The organism is Bartonella sp. CL25QHWL (genome assembly GCF_042195335.1).
Classification (GTDB): domain Bacteria; phylum Pseudomonadota; class Alphaproteobacteria; order Rhizobiales; family Rhizobiaceae; genus Bartonella.
In genome coordinates this window covers 52,506-72,290 of sequence record NZ_JBHIOE010000004.1, presented here as the reverse complement: position 1 = coordinate 72,290, position 19,785 = coordinate 52,506, and the positions used below count along the sequence as shown (strand labels likewise).

16 protein-coding genes are annotated in these 19,785 nt (G+C 36.3%); 4 read left to right on the top strand and 12 right to left on the bottom strand.

From position 1 onward, the window contains the following. Window positions 1-23 precede the first annotated feature (23 nt). The 8 genes from ACFILY_RS03520 to ACFILY_RS03485 form a co-directional block, all read right to left on the bottom strand. Entirely contained in the window at window positions 24-518 is a 495-nt protein-coding gene (locus ACFILY_RS03520) for a F0F1 ATP synthase subunit B (RefSeq protein ID WP_273790399.1), read from the bottom strand. A gap of 11 nt (window positions 519-529) precedes the next feature. Then, window positions 530-1,096 (bottom strand): F0F1 ATP synthase subunit B, encoded by a 567-nt coding sequence (locus tag ACFILY_RS03515; RefSeq protein WP_273790398.1) that lies wholly within the window; start codon window positions 1,094-1,096, stop codon window positions 530-532. 142 nt (window positions 1,097-1,238) lie between these two features. Beyond that, the gene (locus ACFILY_RS03510; RefSeq protein ID WP_005773968.1) at window positions 1,239-1,469 is read right to left on the bottom strand and encodes a F0F1 ATP synthase subunit C; all 231 of its coding nucleotides are present in this window, start codon (window positions 1,467-1,469) and stop codon (window positions 1,239-1,241) included. Window positions 1,470-1,524: 55 nt separating this feature from the next. Further along, window positions 1,525-2,283, bottom strand: coding sequence for a F0F1 ATP synthase subunit A (locus tag ACFILY_RS03505; RefSeq protein WP_273790444.1), 759 nt, complete (start codon window positions 2,281-2,283; stop codon window positions 1,525-1,527). A gap of 7 nt (window positions 2,284-2,290) precedes the next feature. Continuing rightward, window positions 2,291-2,722, bottom strand: coding sequence for an AtpZ/AtpI family protein (locus tag ACFILY_RS03500; protein ID WP_375631017.1), 432 nt, complete (start codon window positions 2,720-2,722; stop codon window positions 2,291-2,293). A 1,038-nt stretch (window positions 2,723-3,760) separates the two neighbouring features. Further along, window positions 3,761-5,185, bottom strand: coding sequence for a ribosome biogenesis GTPase Der (der, locus tag ACFILY_RS03495; RefSeq protein WP_273790396.1), 1,425 nt, complete (start codon window positions 5,183-5,185; stop codon window positions 3,761-3,763). Between the two features lie 4 nt (window positions 5,186-5,189). Beyond that, on the bottom strand, window positions 5,190-5,861 hold the full coding sequence (locus ACFILY_RS03490) for a tetratricopeptide repeat protein (RefSeq protein ID WP_273790395.1): 672 nt from the start codon (window positions 5,859-5,861) through the stop codon (window positions 5,190-5,192). A gap of 580 nt (window positions 5,862-6,441) precedes the next feature. After that, on the bottom strand, window positions 6,442-8,214 hold the full coding sequence (locus ACFILY_RS03485) for an SLC13 family permease (protein ID WP_375637513.1): 1,773 nt from the start codon (window positions 8,212-8,214) through the stop codon (window positions 6,442-6,444). A gap of 352 nt (window positions 8,215-8,566) precedes the next feature. Here ACFILY_RS03485 and ACFILY_RS03480 point away from each other — a divergent pair, with 352 nt between their 5' ends. Further along, window positions 8,567-10,273, top strand: a complete 1,707-nt coding sequence (locus ACFILY_RS03480) for a hypothetical protein (protein WP_375637514.1) — start codon at window positions 8,567-8,569, stop codon at window positions 10,271-10,273. A gap of 146 nt (window positions 10,274-10,419) precedes the next feature. Then, a complete protein-coding gene (gene nhaA, locus ACFILY_RS03475) occupies window positions 10,420-11,778 on the top strand; it encodes a Na+/H+ antiporter NhaA (protein WP_273790392.1) in 1,359 nt (452 codons plus the stop codon). A gap of 1,847 nt (window positions 11,779-13,625) precedes the next feature. On the opposite strand, the gene ACFILY_RS03470 is transcribed toward nhaA, so the two are convergent. Beyond that, entirely contained in the window at window positions 13,626-14,882 is a 1,257-nt protein-coding gene (locus tag ACFILY_RS03470; RefSeq protein ID WP_375631013.1) for an aspartate kinase, read from the bottom strand. A gap of 189 nt (window positions 14,883-15,071) precedes the next feature. On the opposite strand from ACFILY_RS03470, the gene ubiG reads away from it, so the two are divergent. After that, window positions 15,072-15,815: a bifunctional 2-polyprenyl-6-hydroxyphenol methylase/3-demethylubiquinol 3-O-methyltransferase UbiG gene (gene ubiG, locus ACFILY_RS03465; protein WP_273790390.1), complete on the top strand. Its 744-nt coding sequence runs from the start codon at window positions 15,072-15,074 to the stop codon at window positions 15,813-15,815. Window positions 15,816-15,835: 20 nt separating this feature from the next. Here the strand turns inward: ubiG and grxC are convergent, their stop codons facing one another. Together grxC and ACFILY_RS03455 are read right to left on the bottom strand one after the other, a co-directional pair. Continuing rightward, the gene (grxC, locus tag ACFILY_RS03460) at window positions 15,836-16,090 is read right to left on the bottom strand and encodes a glutaredoxin 3 (protein ID WP_273790389.1); all 255 of its coding nucleotides are present in this window, start codon (window positions 16,088-16,090) and stop codon (window positions 15,836-15,838) included. A 47-nt stretch (window positions 16,091-16,137) separates the two neighbouring features. After that, window positions 16,138-16,923: a ComF family protein gene (locus ACFILY_RS03455; protein WP_273790388.1), complete on the bottom strand. Its 786-nt coding sequence runs from the start codon at window positions 16,921-16,923 to the stop codon at window positions 16,138-16,140. Between the two features lie 196 nt (window positions 16,924-17,119). On the opposite strand from ACFILY_RS03455, the gene ACFILY_RS03450 reads away from it, so the two are divergent. After that, complete coding sequence (locus ACFILY_RS03450; protein WP_375631010.1) at window positions 17,120-17,998, top strand: methyltransferase; 879 nt, start codon at window positions 17,120-17,122, stop codon at window positions 17,996-17,998. Window positions 17,999-18,005: 7 nt separating this feature from the next. On the opposite strand, the gene ACFILY_RS03445 is transcribed toward ACFILY_RS03450, so the two are convergent. Beyond that, window positions 18,006-19,361 carry an L-cystine transporter gene (locus ACFILY_RS03445; protein ID WP_375637515.1) on the bottom strand — a complete coding sequence of 452 codons (1,356 nt, stop codon included), beginning with the start codon at window positions 19,359-19,361 and terminating at the stop codon, window positions 18,006-18,008. Window positions 19,362-19,785 lie beyond the last annotated feature (424 nt).

Here is a 19,785-nt window from a genome sequence, read left to right as displayed (position 1 = left end):
TGTTCTTTATCTCTCAAATATCATTAATTAAGATATGTTTTCATTTTGATAAACGATTCTTTCTCAAGAGACTCTTTAATAAGTTCATCTGCCTTGTTAGAATCTATTTCCCTTGCAATAAGGGTACGTGCTGTAGAAATTGCCAAATCAATAGCCGATGAAGAAACCATGCGTATTGCATCCGCTTCTGCTTGAGCGATTTTTTGTTCTGCCAATTTATTACGGTTTTTTACATATTCTTCTGCTTTTGCACGGGCCTCAGCAATAATAGATTCAACTTCATGCTTTGCTGCTGCAACAATTTCTTGCGCATCTTTTTCTGCTTCTGCATGTTTGCGTTGATATTCAGCTAATATTTCCTGTGCCTCTTCACGAAGACGCAGAGCCTCATCCAGTTCATCTTTGATACGCTTCGCACGCGCATCAAGATGGTGTATAACCCTTTGTGGAATTTGGAAATAGACTAAAAGAGCCAAAAAAAGAACTAACCCAACAAATGCCCAAAAAGTATCAGTCATCTTTGTCTTCCTCAATAATCCGCAGTTTTAACAACTGAACGAACAGCCTCTTTGCTAATATCAACGTCAATCAATTTTTTCACAATTTCAAGAGCTACTTCTTCAGCGATAGAACCAACATTTTGCATCGCTTTATCCCGAATTTTTGCTATCTGTTTTTCAGCATCTGCGAGTTTTTTCTCTAAACTCTCTTCAATTTCTTTCCGTTCAAGCTCTGCCTTTTCTTTTAATTCTTCACTAGCTACCTGCGCTATAGCCTGCGCATTCAAACGCGCTTCTGCTAATTTCCGCTCATAAGTTTCAACGACAATGTCTGCTTCCTGCTTCATGCGCATTGCCTGATCTAAATCAGATGCGATTCGATCTCGCCGTGTTTCAATAACACCACCAATACGTGGTACAATTACACGAGAGATAAAAAGATAAAAAAGACCGAAAGAAATTGCCAACCAGAAAAAATGCGAACCAAAATGCACAAAATCAAAAGGCGGAAACACACGATTTGCATGCTCTGCCACCTTTTTAATATGTTCTATCGACGTTTCAGTGTTCTGTGCATAAGCGCTTGAAACAAACATCTTCTTTCATCCTTTAAATAGCTTATTAAAGCCCTCTATAACCGATGATAACTGACTGACATCTCTCTGGCATCTCTCTGGTTAAGAGCTAAAAGGGTAAATCTTTCCTCATGCAAGAACAGATATACCCTTTTGATGATGATCAAACCCCAAAAAGAAGTAATAAAGCAATGAGCAATGAAAAAATTCCCAAAGCTTCTGTTACAGCAAAACCAAAGACGAGACGTCCAAACTGACTATCTGCTGCTGATGGATTTCGTAATGCACCAGAAAGATAGCTACCAAAAATATTACCAAGTCCTAAAGCTGTTCCAGCCATACCAAAGCAAGCAAGACCAGCGCCAATATATTTTGCTGCAAGCACCATTTCCATGTTATTCTCCTTTAAAGCGAAATTGCATTATTCGACGGAATAACCGCCAGTTTTATTAATGTCCTGGATGAATTGCATCATTAAGATACATACAAGTTAAAACCGTAAAGACGTAAGCCTGAAGGAATGCGACCAAAAACTCAAGTGCAGTAATTGCTACAGTCATAATAAGCGGTAAAACCGAACCACCCACACCTACGAGTCCTACCCCAATCATTGAAACAACAAACCCAGAAAACACTTTAAGCGTAATATGACCAGCAAGCATATTCGCAAAAAGACGAAGAGAAAGACTAATTGGACGGGAGAGAAAAGAAATAACCTCAATCATTGTCACCAGAGGCAAAACCACAACAGGAACTCCACTGGGAACGAACAGTTTCAAAAAACTGACCCCATGCTTATAAAAGCCATAACCAATCACCGTCAAAATCACCACCATTGCTAACGAAAACGTGATCATGATTTGAGATGTAACCGTATAAAAATAAGGAAAGAGACCAATAAAGTTAGCAACTAAAATAAAAGTAAACAGAGAAAAAACTAAAGGGAAAAACTGCATCCCCTGCACACCAGATGATTCCCGCAGAGTCGATGCTACAAATTCATATGCCATTTCCGAAAGAGACTGCATCCGCGTTGGAACCAATCCACGACTCGATGACGAAATGAAGAGAAAAATAGAAGTTACAACAACCGTAAGGACTGTAAACAATGATACATTTGTAAACGATAAATCCATATTTCCTATGGAAATCTTAATCAGCCTTGAAACCTCAAACTGATGAATAGGATCTGGAGCGTGCGTTGTCACTTCAACCTCATTTATCGGACCTCTCATTGGCCCCTTTATCTTGTTTTTGGCGCAATGCGCCTTTTTTTCCTAATTGACTGGAGGAAACATACCCCACAGACCGAAGAATACTCAATACACCAGCAGCAAACCCAAAGAAGAGAAAAAATACTAATCCCCAAGGCCATGAACCTGCTAACTTATCAAACCCCAACCCCAAAACAATACCAACTATAACACTTGCCAGAAACTCACTGGAAAGCTTAATTGCGCCTGCCATCCTTCCTTGTGATTTTTCCCGCTTATTCTTATGCTCCCGCTTCTTTAATGCTTGCTTGCGCACTAAAGCTACGCTTAAATTCCTACTACGACATTCCAAATCCTCTGAATGAAGACACTCTCCTTGCTTTTCCTCTTCAGCCTCCTTACGGCTCATAACGGGTTTCTCGCCCATCGCCATCATTGGCTCCTTAATTAAAAAGCAACGTAAGAATACATTTCATAAAACCGTGTGCATCATATTGTTCCCGAATTTATTCGTCAAGATACTAAAAGAAATCTATCACAAGTTATCGTATAAATTTTATTGCAGAAATAACGTATTTTTCAATTTACATGCTTTCTTAAAAAGATATTCTGAGCACCTAAACCGATTTCACGACAGCACCCGTGAATGTATAACAAAAGTTCCCGTGAATAATATAAAACTCATAGAACAACCATTTTTACGCTTAACGAAAGGTGTCAACTGATACCATCTTATTTTCCGGCTCCCAATGTTATATCAATCCTAGTTTTGAAAGAGAACATAGAAAGCTAAAAAACAGTATGAGAGCGTTAGTTTACACCTTTTATTCAAATAAACTTGCACTTTTTATTTTATGAAAATAATAATCAATGGTTTCTATATGATCCTATTCGCAAAGTATTTTACATATGCCATTACAGGCCCCATCACGAAATGAGCTTGAGGGTATTAAGAGAAGTTCCTTTAAATACAAGATATTAATAAATCTAAAATTTCAAATAGATTAAGCCAATAGAACACAATAAAATTTAAATACGATTACCATACCACTTTATACAATTTTAATCCACTTTTATGAACTTCACTCTTTACAATTGAATATCGGTAGATTTAGCAAGTATTTTTGCTTTTTATTCAGACAAACTATCGTAAGCAAAAGCGCTTATTCATAATCTTTATTTTTATGAAACGATAATCTAATACTGCTTTTCACACAAGCATCATAATTATATTCCCCTACCCTCATATTGCATCTATTCTTGCACTTAAATAACCCATTAAGAGGATTATGTACTCTTTCTTAAATACTCCCTATCACACTCTTCTCATGACATGCAAATAAATGATCATCAATAAAATTAAAACTTTAGCAAATAAAATTTTAATTTTATGAAAAGAAAGATCATTGAAAAAACTTACTTTTAAGATTCTTAAGTATAGATTTCATTCACTCAAAAAATTAAAGAGTTATCATTTCTTCTTGGAACGTGTCGCAAAAGGATTATCAGAGGCTCGTAATGATATGCGAACGGGTATACCAGACATATCAAATGTTTCACGTAACCCATTGACAAGATAACGCAAATACGACTGTGGCATACTTTTGGGACGCGAGCAAGAAATCATAAATCCAGGAGGACGTGTCTTAACCTGTGTGATGTATTTAACCTTAAGTCGACGTCCAGAAACCGCAGGAGGTGGATGATGTGCCACAACAGTTCCAAGCCATTGGTTCAATTTAGCCGTCGAAATGCGACGATTCCATACACGGTGCATCATCATGACATTTTCCATCAGTTTATCAATCCCTTGACCATATTGTCCTGATAAAGGAACGGCTCTCAAACCACGAACTTGAGGAAGAAATCGAGCACATTTTTCATGCAAATCAATCAATGTAGTCTGACTGTTTTCAATAAGGTCCCACTTATTGAAAGCAATAACTGGAACACGCCCTTCACGAATCACAAGATCAGCAATTTGTAAATCCTGCTTTTCAAAAGGTATCGTTGCATCAAAAACAATGACCACCACTTCTGCAAAACGAATAGCACGCAAAGTATCTGCAACAGATAGTTTTTCTAATTTTTCTTGAATTCTCGATTTTCGACGTAAACCTGCAGTATCAAAAAGTTTAATATGACGACCACGCCATTCCCAATCTACAGAAATAGAATCACGCGTGAGTCCTGCTTCTGGTCCTGTTAACAATCGCTCTTGTTTCAACATACTATTAATAAGAGTGGATTTTCCTGTATTGGGACGCCCCGCAATCGCAATCCTAATGGGCTTACTTTCATCGTAAATAAGCTCCTCTTCTTCCAAATCCTTTACATCATCACCAACAGATGCAGGCTGTATCATCCTATTTTCTTCTTTGTTGTTGCCAAAAGCATGCTCTGACCCAACAGCATCTATAATTGCATCACGCAGATCACTAAGCCCCAAACCATGTTCAGCCGATATTGGGCACGGCTCTCCCAAACCTAATGACCACGCCTCATACTCTCCTCCTGTTGCCGCTCTTGACTCAGACTTATTGGCAACAAGCACAATTGGCTTTCCTGATTTGCGAACCAATGAAGAAAAATTTAAATCACTTGGTGTTATTCCGCTCTTTGCATCAAATACAAATAAAATAAGATCCGCTTCATCAATTGCAACTTTTGTATGAGAACGCATACGCCCCTCGAGTGTATGATCACCTGCTTCTTCCAGCCCAGCCGTATCAATCACATCAAAACGTAGATCTTGAAGTTTTGCCGCATGAATACGCCGATCACGTGTTACACCAGGCTTATCATCAACCAAAGCCAATTTTTGCCCAACCAAACGATTAAATAGTGTCGACTTCCCAACATTGGGACGACCAATGATAGCAATGGTAAGGCTCATCGATTTATTCCTTATTTGCCTTGCCCTCAGCTTGTATAAGCTCAAGCATCATTCGAGCCCGATCTGTTATTTTTGAACCCAAAGCACCTTCTTCAGAATTTTTTTTAAAATAATAAACCGCCTCATCCATTTTATCCGCCTTATAGGCAGCTAAGCCTAAAGCTTCTCTTGCAGACATACGCATAGGATCGGTATCACTTGCCATATCTTTGATGCGCTTTTCAACATCAGCTAATGTCCCTGTATCAACCAGAATATAAGCCGCCCGAATTTTTGCAACTTTCTGCAAAATCTGCGGTGCTTTCTCATCCGCTGCAATAGAATCAAAGATCTCCACTGACTTAATAATATCACCTTTCTCCATGAGTAAAGAAGCCTCACGTAAACGAGCAAGAAAAGGATACCCCCCAAAATGAGAGGTTTTAACAGTTTCTAATTGCTTTATCGCTTTATCAAAATCACGTGTATTCGCAAGATCAAGACTCTTTACAAATGCATCACCAATATAACCAGCTTTCTTTATTTGCGTATGATGATAAACTTGATAAGCAACTATCATGAATATAAAAAGAATAACTGCTCCAATAATTGAAAAACCATACCGTCTCCAAAAAGCAAGCGCCTTTTCCTGACGAAATTCTGCATTCACTTCAGCAATAAAACTATCATACGACATATATCATACCTTGAAAAAAGTTACTTTATCTGTGCTTTTACGCATAAATGGATAAAGATGGTAGTCCTAATTAACTAAAAATCTTTAAATTGCTCGTTTATTTATTTTAAATCAACATGTAGCCAATTCAATCGGATTTTTGCAACAGTCTTAATCGAAAATGATATAAGCACCCTGTTTGTACATATTACAGCTTTTACATATATTGAGTCTTATGAAAAATTCACTGCCTTAATATTTATCATGATTGCCTATCATCTCAAGCAGATTTTCTCCCCATTATATAGAGAGATAATCTTTTAAAGTCTTCAACCGCAATCGTTGGTTGTATTGGATTATAGAATTATAATAGAAAAACCACTTCTTGAAAAAACTTAAAAAAGGTAAATTTCCATGAAAGCCCCTTAAAACCCAATAAATAAATTTTTATCTGTATCAAAAATACCGAAGCGCCATGATTAAAGTGTGGTATAATTCCAAATCTTCAGTTAAAGCTCTTTATATAAAGTGTATCCCTTCAACTTATCTTCATACGATTAACAACCTTTTGTAATTGATCCTTAAAGTTTCTAAAAATATCCTATTGTAAGGGCCAAACCCACATAAGCATTGGAACAGCAATAATAACGATCAACACCGCCAATGGAGCACCCAAACGTGGATAATCACTAAAACGATATCCTCCTGGCGCCATCACGAGCATATTACTTTGATGTCCAATAGGTGTAAGAAACTCACATCCCGCACCAATTGCAACAGCCATCAAAAAAGCTTCAGGCTTATAATGAAGGGAATGAGCAAAACTTGACGCAATTGGTGCTACCATCATCACTGTTGCTGCATTATTCAAAAATGGCGTAACCAACATAGCTGTCACCAACATAAGCGCTAAAGCACCAGATGGCGGGAAAAATATTGCCAATTGGCTCAGCCATTGACCAATGAGATCCGTACATCCTGTTTTCTCTAACGCTTCACTCACTGGAATAAGAGCCGCTAATAGTACGAGTATTGGACCATCTAATGCCTGATACAGATCACGCGCGGGCAAAACACGAAAGATCACCATTGCTGCAGCAGCAGAAAAGAAAGAAAAAGCAACTGGAACAATATGAAAAGCTGTAAAAATAATTGCTATAAATAAAACAGCTAAAGAGATGAAACCATGTCGTAAATTTCCAAACACAATATTTCGTTTTGCTAGGGGCAAGCATTTCAATTCTCTTAATAAATTGGGAATAATTGCATCCTGTCCTTGCAAAACAATCACATCTCCAAGATGGAAAATAATATCATCAAGTCTTCCCCGCACCCTTTCATGTTGACGACTTAACGCAAGTAAATTTACATTATAGCGATCAAATAGGGAAAACTCTTTCGCACTAATACCAATAAGAGGTGAATTATGGGTAATGACAGCTTCAATAATATCAATGTCACTGTCCTTATCACCTGCAGCAATAGTTCGCCCCTTAGAAAACTCTAAACGAGCAGAGTTCATCACGCTATCTAACCCTGTATGTGACCCTTCCAGCAAAATAATATCATTTTCAGACAAAACAAAATCTGGTAATGGTGAAATAGATACTTTGTTTCTGATAATTTGAATTACCATAACATCACCACTTGATGGCTTAACCAAATCAACAATATTTTTCCCCACAATCGGTGAATTTATTGGAATATGCGCTTCTGCAACATAATTACGGATATCAATGGCATCATCAAATGATACACCTGAACGCACACGCACAGGCAAAAGCCAATAAAAACAGACCAAATATACAACACCAGCCGTCGCAATAACCGCACCAACTGGTGTAAAATCAAACATAGTAAAAGGTGTTCCTGCTAAACGTTCTTGCATCGCTGAAATAACAACATTAGGAGATGTTCCTATCTGTGTCATAAGCCCTCCCAACAAAGAACCAAAGGCCATGGGCATCAAAAAGACAGAAGGAGAAACCTGAGAACGACGTGCAAACTGAAAAGCTATCGGAAGCATAATCGCCAAAGCACCAATGTTTTTAACAAACATTGATAATACGACAACAGAAAGAACCAAAAAAGCTAATTGAAGACGCACCGATTTCACATCGGGCCATATCCGTTGAATAATAAATTCCATTATACCAGAGCGAGATACAGCAGTACTGACAACAAACACACTCCCCACGATAATAACGATATCATTACTAAAACCGCTAAACGCTTCCTTCGGGCTAACAAGACCAAGGACACAAGCTATTAATAATGTACAAATAGCAACAAGATCATAACGAAATCGATCCCAAATAAAAACAACCATCATGAGACCAATGATCGAAAAGGCCATTATTTGATTTTCTGTCATAACACTCACTTCTCCCCATTAAATTAATGAACAAAAACATATCTTTTATGTTTTAAATATTCCTATAAACAGCAGCAAGATAAAAGCAGACATCGGAATATTTTAGGATAATTTTAAAGTGATAAAAAATTATGATGCGCATAAACTCACCTCTCTTTATTATGCGTGCTTTTCTATAAAGTGCTGAACCCAAAGAAAATTGATAAAAGTTGATAAAGCTATATTGCAAAAAAGATGAGAATAACTCTAATATAGAGCGTAGATAATTGTTGAAACTGGTACACGCTATATTTAAACCTTTGTCGTTGCTTAAAAGAATTTATCTTCACTCTCAATTCAAAGAGTGATAAAAATGAAAGAAGAAAGAATGGTCAATCTTAATAGTGGGTATCAAAGTAACCTCAGATATTGGCTCACTTGCATTATTGGATTTGTTGCTATCTTGGCAATTATAATTGTTGGTGGATTTTATATCGCAAAACCCTATCTTGACAGTTTTGTAAGACAAGAAATAGCCCGTCGTGCCATAAAAGCCGAAACATCTGAAGTAAGCATTCTAGGTAAAGTCAACTTGAAGAATGTGACATTACCCGTTCCAGCTGGTACATCACTTAAAATTGGTGCCATTTCTGCCCGTCCTCCTCTTTCCTTTATTCCCGGAACTTTTACATTTTATAATGTTGATTTAAAGCATAATAATATTCATGTGCAAATTCCCCAAATTTCTCTTCGGAGTGTATCCCTAAAAGAAAAAGATAGAACGATAACATCACGTCTTTTACAATCAATGATGCGTATTGAGCTTTCCTCAATTATTGCTCCCAATATACAACTTTCTATAGAAAATAAAAATAACCAAACAGAAACGGTTGAAATCAAGAATTTCCAGCTTTCTGATTTTAGAAATAACCATATCCGTTCAGTTAGTATCAAAAATATGGATCTTAAAACGGTCGTAGCAAATGGTGCCAAACAGATGCAACTTATGGCTAAAAGTGATACAATAAAAGCCCATGATATCGACATCAACTATGCCTATTCTATCATTTTTGGAAAAAACAATGCTCTCAATCAAGGTAAAACCGTTACTGGCCCCATTTCTCTGAATAATATAAGTGTTGATATTTTTGAAGAAGCAGAAAAAAATAGCTCTTTCTTCCTTGGGCAGTTTAAAACATCTGGTTTAAAGATGAAACCGCTTGAACAAACTCCTGAAAAATTAATCAAAGCTTATCTTAATGCAAGAAAAGAGAATAATAAAATCGCTGAAAAAGTTGCACAAAATGGTCTTCTTCTAAACATACTGCTCGCCATTACCTCAGCGGATGCCAAAGTTGATAATATCACCGTTGATATACCGCAGTTGAAAGCAACGCTCGAATCATTCCAATTCAAACCAAGTTTGTGGAAACAACCTATCCCTAAAAAGCTTTTTCTTTCTCTCAACAACCTTTCCATTCTACCTAAAAAAATGAATGAAAAAGACTTAGAGTTTTTTAAAAATCTGAACTTTGAGCGCTTTAATGTTTCAGGAAAAGTTGATATTTCTTACGATGAAAAAAAACGTATGCTCTTTCTTGATACAATGTCTTTCAATATGAAAGACGTTGGATCTGGAGATATATCGGCTAAGGTTATTGATGTTGATGAAAAGCTTTTTTCTGGTCAGAAAAATATAATGATTGCTGCGTCTCAAGATCTTGGCATCAATGAAATTGATATACAATATACTGATGCAGGTTTCATTGATAAGCTTTTTTCTTATCTTGCGCAAAATCTTAATGACAGCCAACATGATCTTAAAAAGGAACTTTATGACGATTTCTATCTAATGATGACGCAGACCCCAAAAATTCTGCTAAAAAATCATGACGAAGCAGAAAAAATTTCAAAATCCTTAGGAGAATTTGCTAAAAATCCACAAACATTGATCGTGAAAATTAAAGCAAAAGATAATAAAGGTCTCGCAATAGTTGATCTCGAATCTGCTCTACAAAATGATCTATCCAAGGCTTTAAGCAAAGTACATCTTACTATTAAAAATGAAGCATCGCCTTAAACATTTTGTGCTTTAAACATGATGATCTTGTCTATAAATTAAGAACTTTATTCCTCTTTTTTCTTTTATATGATACAGAAGGTATCATACAGAGTTATTTATACAGAGAATATAGAATCTAAAATTGTCGATGCTTGGAGTTGTTCATGTCTGGTTTATCTTCAAATCGCCTGCCTAATCGCGCTTCTCGTGTCACCAATCAAGCGCTTTCTGCTATCGAGCGTTTTCTCCATATTGAAGCTCTTAGTGGTGTTGTTCTTTTATTAGCTGCTGCTTCTGCACTTATTTTTGCCAATTCTAAATATGCTGCTTTCTATGAATCTTTTTGGCATACACCTCTTGGCTTTAATTTGGGTCATTTCACTCTTTCATGGGATTTACATTTCTGGGTTAATGATGCCCTTATGACTATTTTCTTTCTCGTCGCAGGAATGGAAATTCGACGAGAAATTCATGAAGGTGCTCTTGCCGATTTTAAACAAGCAATCTTACCAATTGTTGCTGCAATAGGGGGCGTTTGTGTTCCTGCAATTATTTACTTTATCTTCAATTTTAACGAGGGACATATGCGCGGTTGGGCTGTGCCAACAGCAACAGATATTGCCTTTGCTCTAGGTATTCTAGCTCTTCTCGGAAAAAAAATCCCTTCTAATCTTCATATTATTCTTCTATCATTAGCGATTATTGACGATATTATCGCTGTTCTTATTATTGCTTTTTTCTACTCAACAAACATTGATCCTAGCGGTTTAATGATTGCAGGAGCGGGTATTGCTTTGGTACTATTTTTTCAGTGGATTGGGCTTGCATCAGCATGGCTTTACATTTTACCTGGTGCAATCATTTGGTGGGGTTTAATGGCAACAGGCGTTCACCCATCGCTTGCTGGCGTAATCTTAGGGATGATGACTCCCGTTCTTCCTACCCGTACTCTTGTAGCGCCACTCACCATGCTCAGTAACGCTATGCAAATTCTTCAAGAAAAAAATACAAAAACAGATCTGCATCATATTTCAACAGCATTAAAAAAGATGCGCAAAGGACAACGGGCCATGATTGCCCCAGTAACTCGTGTTCAAAAAGCATTACATCCATGGGTTGCATACGTTATCATGCCGGTTTTTGCCTTCGCAAATGCAGGAGTAAGTTTTGCAAACTTTGATCTTTCTTCTGACAAATCATTCTTGATTGTTCTGGGTGTTGTCATTGGTCTTTTCATCGGTAAGCCTCTTGGTATTATCACTGCCAGTTATATAGCTGTAAAATCAGGACTATGCCGCCTACCCCCTCATATGACCTGGACAGGTGTTTTACTCATTGGTTTTTTAGCAGGAATTGGCTTTACAATGTCTATCTTTGTTTCAATGCTCGCTTTTAAAGATATTATTCTGCTTGATGCGGCAAAAATTGGGGTCCTTTGTGGCTCTGGTTTATCTGCCCTTATAGGTCTGGGATATGGATTTATTTATATTAAGCGCAATAAAGGAATTTCTCATAGTTCCTAACAAACTAACTGAAAATACATTTTTATGCAGAAATTCTAAAAAGTAATTTTGCCCATTTGTTCGATTCGGACGATATTTAATGTAAAATCCGTTGTCTCGCCTCATCTTTACACTTATGAAGGAGAAAACTAACGTCATCATACTATTTACTAGCCTCTAATGTTGCAACAACCTTTGACACTCGAGAGGAATCATAAGAGATATTTTTATTCCTTTCTTCAATAATCTTTTACTCATGTACCAGCTCCACTCATGATATACACAGAAATGGTTTTAATTGTTTCAATAAAGGCTTCGTGGTTTCAGAAAAGCTGTTTTTTATTGGGACTATGATTCACTATAAAGAAGAATTTAATTATTATAAATCAATATCTTATGTTTAATAATAAGAAAAAGATAAGAATAAGCAAAGTTCAATAATCAGTTAAGTAATTCCATGGCTTATTTTTCCCAATAAACCACCCTCCTCGTTATTGATTTTATTGCCGGTATTCTAAACAACTTTAATTTTTATCTTCTTAAAAGCACATTATTTTTGGATAAAAATATTCCCGTTTTTTATCATCGACACATCACTTGTCTCACTCCATGAAAGAATTAAACTTGAAGCATGCTTCCATAGGAAGCACTCTAGTTTACGTAATTAACTCGCGGGAAAAAAGAAAACCCTAGTCATTTAGACTATTCTAAAACATATGATTGGTGGAAAAATAGAGCATGTATATCGTTGTTCTCCCCTTTTCCCGCTCTTATTTGATATTTATTTTCTTTTTGTTTAAAGAGCTCGCTCTATATTTCTTGATACCATAAAATACTCTTCACAGATAATTTAAAAAGCAATATTTCCGAGACTTTCGAATTTATACAACGCCACATAAAATACAAAAAGAGTAAAATAATATGGCTATATTTCTCACAAGAAGAGTTTTGCTTACAAAGACCACCATTTGCAAAATATGTAAACACGATAAAGAAACTAGCACGATATACTGAAAAAACGGAAGAATGTATTTCATGCGTGGTTGGCAGTATGACACAGAAAATACTTATAATAGAGTAGTTAAAGGAAGAAAGTTAACCTAAAGAACATATGGAGGTATCAAAAACTTTGAAAATCTTAATTATAATTCAAAAAAGAGAAATAGACATGAAAAAAATTTAATTAATAAAAGCAACACACTTGTAACATTATCATTAATTTTGATCTATAGTTACATAATTTTATGAAAAGTACTTCTGAAGAAGCTATAAACGCATAAGATATAGTAATTTTATAACGTATAGCGTAAACATAAATATTGTCTATAGAGATAGATTTTTTTATTGCCTCATAATATGGAAAAAATTAACTTTTCAAGATACACATAAAGTCATAAACAATCATTTGAAGATAAACTAAACATCTATAGAAAATACATCATCAATTTTACTTTTGGTAATTCCATCACTAATCTAATGAGCTCTAATTTCTCTAAGATTTATAATATTAAATCTGTATTGACGGGGCTGTCCCTCATGCAACATGCATCTTTTGAATAAACACTGTGCACTGCTCCTTATTCCATTAAGGCTTATCGTAAAGACTTCTCCATCCCTCTCTATAGGCTCTAAAACGTTTATAGACGGCATATTTTTTATCCCTTCTTAAACAGTTTTTTACCCAAACATCTTTCTCTTGTAATGTATAAGTGACCATTTTTAAATTCATCATGAACAAGTTTAAAATGAGAGAGTTTTGCTGTATTAAATATTCTATTTAAGTTAAAAATATAAATTGTTCTTAACAAAAATTATTAACATATATTAAAGCTTTATGTTATTGAAACTTTATTGAAACTAAAAAATACTTATCCCTTATCAAGAGCATAAACAGCATGTAATGTTCTAACCGCAAGTTCAGTGTAAGCACTATCAATCAAAATAGAAATTTTAATTTCTGAAGTCGTAATTGCTTGAATGTTAATACCCTTTTCAGCCAAAGCCTTAAATGCTGTAGCGGCAACACCTGCATGGCTACGCATTCCAATACCAATCACAGATACCTTGGCGAGATCGCCTTCAAATTGGAGAACATCAAATCCAATTTCTTTGCGATTCTTCTCAAGAAGTGTAACGGCTTTTTCTACATCTGATGATGGTACAGTAAAAGTCATATCAGTTTTTGAGCCATCTTCAGAAATATTTTGCACAATCATATCAACATTAATGCGTTCTTCAGCCAAGGGACCAAAAATTGCTGCCGAAATCCCTGGACGATCGGCAAGCCGACGAAGGGAAATTTGTGCTTCATCTTTGGCAAAAGCAATACCAGTAACATTTTGTTGTTCCACAATTTCATCCTCATCGCAAATAAGTGTTCCAGAAGAACTCATTGAATCCTCCATGCCTAACGCATCAGGATCCTCAAAACTTGAACGCACAAAGGTACGAACCTTATGAACCATTGCTAATTCAACAGAACGAACCTGTAAAACCTTTGCACCAAGAGAAGCCATTTCTAGCATTTCTTCAAAAGCTACTTTTGGTAAACGACGCGCTTTTGGTTCTATACGTGGATCCGTTGTATAAACACCATCCACATCCGTATAAATATCACAGCGATCAGCTTGTACAGCAGCGGCTATAGCAACAGCACTTGTATCTGATCCCCCACGCCCTAAGGTAGAAATCCGGTTATCCGGAGCTAACCCCTGAAAACCAGCAATAACGGCAACCTGACCTTCCTGAAAACACTCGATTAAAAAAGATCCATCAATATTAGTAATACGTGCACGGCCATGCGCATTGTCTGTATGAATAGGAATTTGCCAACCAAGCCATGAACGTGCATTCACCCCCATTTCTTGAAGTGTCAAAGCCAACAATCCTGAAGTAACCTGTTCACCAGAAGCAACCACAACATCATATTCACGAGCATCTCTATGCATGGAGGAAGCATCACTCGTCCACTGAACAAGTTCATTTGTTTTACCAGCCATCGCAGATACGACAACGGCAACCTCATTGCCTGCATCAACCTCTCTTTTGACATGCCGTGCAACATTATGAATACATTCAATGTTTGCTACAGATGTTCCACCAAATTTCATGACAATGCGCGCCATTAATAACACTCTTACCTTTACATCTCTTATCTCAAACAGTAATGAGAATTAGATGCTGTATCAACTAACCATTTTCTCGACATAGCGAATATCTATCATTTGTGCAAGTTTCATTATGATTATATTAATTTCTCTTGACTTTGTATAAAATCTACTTGACCTGATCATTAAAAATAAAAGGAAGGCAACATGATCGATGAAACACAAACAACTATTGATCAAAGTGAAATTGATCACTTTTCACGTATTGCTACAGAATGGTGGAATCCACAAGGAAAATTTCGACCTCTTCACCAATTTAACCCAACACGCCTTGCTTACATCAGAGAAAAAATCTGTTTAGAGTTTAATCGTGACCCTTCTTCACTTACGCCCTTTCACAATTTGAAAATTCTTGATATTGGCTGTGGAGGAGGCTTGTTATCTGAACCAATGGCACGTCTTGGTGCTATGGTTGTAGGCGTTGATGCTGCACAAACAAATATTGAAGTCGCAAAAACCCATGCTGCTCAAAATGACCTTTCCATTGATTACCGCACGACGACAGCAGAAGTACTTGCCAATGAAGGAGAAAAATTTGATATTATCCTTAATATGGAAGTTGTTGAACATGTCGCTGACGTTAATCTCTTCATAGCAGCTACAGCAAAAATGTTGAAACCACAAGGGTTGATGTTTGTCTCAACACTCAACCGCACATGGAAAGCATGGGGGCTTGCTATTGTAGGCGCTGAATATATTCTACGTTGGCTTCCTAAAGGAACCCACGATTATAAAAAATTCCTAAAACCTCTAGAACTTAAAAATTTCTTATCAAAAAACGCTCTGACTGTCATTGATGAGATAGGTATTACTTATAACCCTTTAAACGACAGCTGGAATCGCTCAAAAGACATGGGTGTTAACTATCTCCTTCTCGCAAAAAGGTCGTAAGGATATGTAATTTACAAATATTATATGCCTTGTAATAAAGAATTCAGCTTTCCCTCAGCCTCTAAAGCATAAAGATCATCACAACCGCCAACGTGATAATCATCTATGAAAATTTGTGGAAATGTATTACGTCCATTTGCACGCTGTACCATTTCTTGGCGAAGGGATGTGGAAGCATCAATATCTGTATACTTTACGCCTTTTTTATTAAGCAAATCACGTGCTTTTGTACAATAAGGACAGTTAGGGCGTGTATAAATTATTATCTCTTTCATAGGATTATCCTCCAATATTTTTTAATAATATTCATTTTAAATTCCTCTTAAGAAGAGGGAAAAATAGAATCTTCTTTGAGAACACGCGAAAATGTTAGCACATCAACCTGTCGTGCACCTGCATCTTTTAATGCAGCAGCTGCTGCTGTAACTGTTGCACCCGTTGTAAATACATCATCAATCAGCAAAACAGAACATCCTTTGAGATATTTTTTAACTTTATGCGAAACCTTAAAAGCATTTTTTACGTTAAGTTTTCTCTCTCTTGAAGAAAGACTAACCTGCGGACGGGTATGCCGACAACGAACAAGCCAACTCGGTTTTAAAAGCTTTTTTTGTGATGCTGCAATATAACGTGCAAGCTCAGCAGATTGATTATAACGCCTCTCCCAAAAACGACGAAAATGCAATGGAATGGGAATAATAACATCACAATCATCAATAACCTCGCGTCCAGCAAACATCATCCAATTGGCCATAAATGATGCCAATTCTATATGATCACCATATTTTAAGCGCGTTACTAAAGTTCGTGCAAGCCCTTTATGAACAATGACTGAGCGAACACGTGAAAAAGGATGAGTATTACGGAGTGCTTCACCACTAAGAAAACCATCCCCCATATCACAAACAAAAGGAGTCCCCATAACAGGACAATAAGGTTTCGTGATAAATTGAAGGTCTTTCCAACATTCGGAGCAAATCGTACCATAAGTAGAAACATTTTGCTTACATCCAGGACAAATTGGTGGATAAAGCATCGTTTTCAAGCGTTCAACGAACTTACTTAGTATATCCCCGCTATTTAACGCCGCTTCTCGAAAATACAACATTATAAATTTAGGCTTTTACAAGTTTCCCTCAAAACAAAAGTTCCTTTGTATTTCCTCAATTTATAATTTTAATTCCTTTAAAAACTCTTACCTTCTATAAATTTATTTTCTTTCATATTATAAACTTGACAGAGCTTGCACAAATAATGAACCTTTTCAAAATATATTCTTTCATAGATCGAAAGTGTTCCACAATATGTCGCATCCTTTAATTTTTGATCATAACCGCATTGAACAATTCCGAAAACGTGCCTTTCAAAAAGCAAAAAAAGGATGTGACTTTTTACTCTCTCACATGGCAGAAGATCTCTATAAACGCCTTAGCACTGTTGATCGCCTCTTTACATTAGCTCTTGATTTACACAGCCATACAGACCTTGCTGCGCAAGCTTTAATGAAATCTGGAAAAGTTTGTTCCATAGAACGCATTGAAACCGATACGCTTTATCAAAGCCATGATAAAAAATTCTATTTACGTCATCGAGAATTTCTTGATTTACCTCAAAGTTACTGTGACCTTATTGTTTCACTTCTTTCATTACAATTGACCAATGATACCCCTGGTGTTCTAAGCCAGATAAAAAATACCCTTAAACCAGATGGCTTATTTCTTGCTGTTATGGCAGGAGCTGGTACATTAAGAGAATTGCGGGAAAGCCTGCTGCAAGCTGAAAGTGAAATTTATGGTGGAGCAAGCCCTAGGATCTACCCTTTTGCCGACATTCGTGATGCAGGCGCTCTTTTACAGCGTGTTGGCTTTGCCCTGCCTGTAGCAGACGTTGAAGATATCACAATACGTTATAATACAATGTTTGACCTTATGCACGATCTTAAAGCTATGGGAATGCAAAATGCACTCATCAATCGTTCACGACGCCCTGTATCCAAACGTTTTTTTCTCCGCGCAGCTGAAATCTATGCACAACAATTTAGTGATCCTGATGGACGTATTCGTGCACATTTTTCTTTCATCTGGCTCTCTGGTTGGGCTCCTCATCCCAACCAACAAAAACCCCTACAACCTGGTTCAGCGCAAATATCTCTTACAGATGTTTTACAGCCCAAAAAAATATAACCTAAAATTATTTTTTTAAAATACTTTTATCTGTTGTCCGTAATATTTGACTAGTGACCGTTCCAGCTATCATTGAATCGCTCACGTTTAGAGCAGTCCGTCCCATATCAATTAGCGGTTCAATAGAGATAAGTACAGCAACCAAAGTAACAGGAAGCCCCATAATTGGTAACACAATCAATGCAGCGAAAATAGCACCTCCCCCCACACCAGCAACACCAATAGAACTCAATGTTACAACACCAATAAGCGTAGCAATCCAAGTAGGATCAAGAGGATTAATACCCATAGAGGGTGCAATCATGGTCGCAAGCATCGCTGGATAAAGACCAGCACAACCATTTTGTCCAATTGTTGCCCCAAAAGAAGCTGCAAAACTCGCAATGGATTGTGGTACACCTATCCACTGTGTTTGTGCTTCAATATTCAAAGGAATACTTGCAGCACTTGAACGACTGCTAAAAGCAAATGTTAAAACTGGTAAAACCTTTTTGAAAAAACGAAAGGGATTAATCCCAGAAATACCAAGCAATACACCATGAATTCCAAAAATTAAAATAATACCGACATAAGAAGCAATAATAAAAACCAGTAAATTTAAAATATCTGCAATACGCGATATTGCTCCTACTTTCGTCATAAGTGCAAAAATACCATAAGGCGTCAAAGCAATCACAATACGGACTAACCGCATAATCCAAGCTTGTGCCACTTGAATAAATAAAAGCGCTTTTTCTCCTTTTTCTGGCTCATCTTTCTTTAAAAGAAGAACCGATGCACCTAAAAATGACGCAAAAATAACAACACTGATAATTGACGTACGTTTAGCTCCACTCAACTCAGCAAATGGATTTTTAGGAATCATAGACAAAATCATCTTTGGTATATTCATATCTCCAAGTTTAGAAATATGACCTTCAAGAAGAGCAGAAACATTTTGCCCTTCATGCACCAAACCCTCGGTTGTTAATCCAAAAAAATTAACCACAAGCACACCAACCAATGCTGAAAGAGCCGTTGTAAAAAGCAATATTGAAATTGTTATTATACTCATCTTTCCAACAGCATAAACAGAATGTAAATGAGCAACTGCTGAAACGATAGAAATAAAAACCAGTGGCATAACAATCATTTGCAACAATAAAATATAGCCTTCACCGACAATGTTAAACCATTCAACGGATTTCAATAAAGTGCTTTCACCCTCTCCATAAATAAACTGCAAAACACTTCCAAAAATCAAGCCAAGGATAAGCCATAGCATAACACGTAGTGAAAGACTCCATTGCATTTTCTTACTTTGAGAAACCAATAATAAAAAAATAACAAATAGAAATAAATTGACGAAAAAATTAAATGTCATTGTCTATGCTCACTATTATTATGGTTGACATAAATAATCTGCATAATTCAAAATCAATGCATGATATTTAAAATTAACCTATAAAGCTTACAAGGCTTTTACAAAATCATTATTTTTTTAATTTATAGATTAAAAGAGAATTTTTTATCTACTAATAACTGTTTAAAGAAAATAAATAAAATTATTTTCTTATTCTTTAAATTTATGCTCTTATAAAATAGTTAAATAAGAAAAATATAAACAACATTCATTGCATCTTAATACTGAATAATTCCAGCGTATCTTATCCTATAAATGTCCTTACCACTCTCTTTTGCTATTTGAACTGAAGCGAGCTTTCCAAGAAAAGATGAATTAACAATCGAACATTCATGATTTTTCTAGAAAATACACCAACAAGCTACTTCTGCTCATTTTATGGACT

What these genes read in the sequence shown, in the direction of transcription:
- ACFILY_RS03520 (WP_273790399.1), bottom strand. Translation starts at nt 518, where the DNA reads ATGACTGATACTTTTTGGGCATTTGTTGGGTTAGTTCTTTTTTTGGCT.
- ACFILY_RS03515 (WP_273790398.1), bottom strand. Translation starts at nt 1,096, where the DNA reads ATGTTTGTTTCAAGCGCTTATGCACAGAACACTGAAACGTCGATAGAA.
- ACFILY_RS03510 (WP_005773968.1), bottom strand. Translation starts at nt 1,469, where the DNA reads ATGGAAATGGTGCTTGCAGCAAAATATATTGGCGCTGGTCTTGCTTGC.
- ACFILY_RS03500 (WP_375631017.1), bottom strand. Translation starts at nt 2,722, where the DNA reads ATGGCGATGGGCGAGAAACCCGTTATGAGCCGTAAGGAGGCTGAAGAG.
- der (WP_273790396.1), bottom strand. Translation starts at nt 5,185, where the DNA reads ATGAGCCTTACCATTGCTATCATTGGTCGTCCCAATGTTGGGAAGTCG.
- ACFILY_RS03490 (WP_273790395.1), bottom strand. Translation starts at nt 5,861, where the DNA reads ATGTCGTATGATAGTTTTATTGCTGAAGTGAATGCAGAATTTCGTCAG.
- ACFILY_RS03485 (WP_375637513.1), bottom strand. Translation starts at nt 8,214, where the DNA reads ATGACAGAAAATCAAATAATGGCCTTTTCGATCATTGGTCTCATGATG.
- ACFILY_RS03480 (WP_375637514.1), top strand. Translation starts at nt 8,567, where the DNA reads ATGAAAGAAGAAAGAATGGTCAATCTTAATAGTGGGTATCAAAGTAAC.
- nhaA (WP_273790392.1), top strand. Translation starts at nt 10,420, where the DNA reads ATGTCTGGTTTATCTTCAAATCGCCTGCCTAATCGCGCTTCTCGTGTC.
- ACFILY_RS03470 (WP_375631013.1), bottom strand. Translation starts at nt 14,882, where the DNA reads ATGGCGCGCATTGTCATGAAATTTGGTGGAACATCTGTAGCAAACATT.
- ubiG (WP_273790390.1), top strand. Translation starts at nt 15,072, where the DNA reads ATGATCGATGAAACACAAACAACTATTGATCAAAGTGAAATTGATCAC.
- grxC (WP_273790389.1), bottom strand. Translation starts at nt 16,090, where the DNA reads ATGAAAGAGATAATAATTTATACACGCCCTAACTGTCCTTATTGTACA.
- ACFILY_RS03455 (WP_273790388.1), bottom strand. Translation starts at nt 16,923, where the DNA reads ATGTTGTATTTTCGAGAAGCGGCGTTAAATAGCGGGGATATACTAAGT.
- ACFILY_RS03450 (WP_375631010.1), top strand. Translation starts at nt 17,120, where the DNA reads ATGTCGCATCCTTTAATTTTTGATCATAACCGCATTGAACAATTCCGA.
- ACFILY_RS03445 (WP_375637515.1), bottom strand. Translation starts at nt 19,361, where the DNA reads ATGACATTTAATTTTTTCGTCAATTTATTTCTATTTGTTATTTTTTTA.